The organism is Mesorhizobium sp. M7A.F.Ca.CA.004.06.1.1 (assembly GCF_003999135.1).
In the GTDB taxonomy this organism is placed as follows: Bacteria; Pseudomonadota; Alphaproteobacteria; order Rhizobiales; family Rhizobiaceae; genus Mesorhizobium.
This window is the reverse complement of sequence record NZ_RZPQ01001367.1, coordinates 1-613: the sequence shown is the minus strand read 5'-3', so window position 1 is coordinate 613 and position 613 is coordinate 1. Positions and strand designations below refer to the sequence as shown.

Sequence of the window (613 nt, the reverse complement as noted above, 5' to 3'; positions counted from 1 at the left end):
TCCTTGTCCGGATCCGAGCCGCGTTCGGCCTGGCCATCTCGGGCCGCGCCGTCGGCAGCACCGAGAACGCATCGGTCGCCGTCTTGCTTTGATCAGCCGTCTCGGCCAGCGCCATCAGCACATCCTTGCTGGGCGCCGCAGCCAAAGCGGCCGGCAGCGAATTGTCGGGACGCCATGTCGGCAACGGTATGTTGTTGACCGCGACCTGGGCCGGATTAGCCGAAGCCGTTGCATCGGCCACGCCGAAAGGAACGCTCGCCGGCGCATGCGCGGTCGCCACGGCCTGCTCGGTGGTGGCTGTCGCCTCCGCCATCGCAAAAGGAACATTCTCAGGCTGCTGAGCGCCGAGATCGGCTTTTGGCCGCGGTGCGAAATCCGGCAGCGGAACGCTTCGGGCCGGCAATGCGGCGATGATCGTCTCCGGCGTGTCCTCTTCCGGCTCCGGAGCCTGCTGCTCGGCCACCTGCGGAATCTCGGCGCGCCGCGCATTCTCCGGCGCCACGATGGCAATGCCCGGGAGGTTGCTGGTCTTGGCTGCTGCTGCCGGCTTCAGGTTTCTCGCCTTGGGCGGGGGGGCCGCCGAAGCGGTCTGGACATCGGCGCTGTCTTCGGC

At 68.2% G+C, this 613-nt stretch carries 1 pseudogene; it reads right to left on the bottom strand.

The features are described 5' to 3' along the window. A pseudogene (locus tag EN906_RS36370) lies at positions 1-613 on the bottom strand (peptidase M15); the annotation flags it as partial.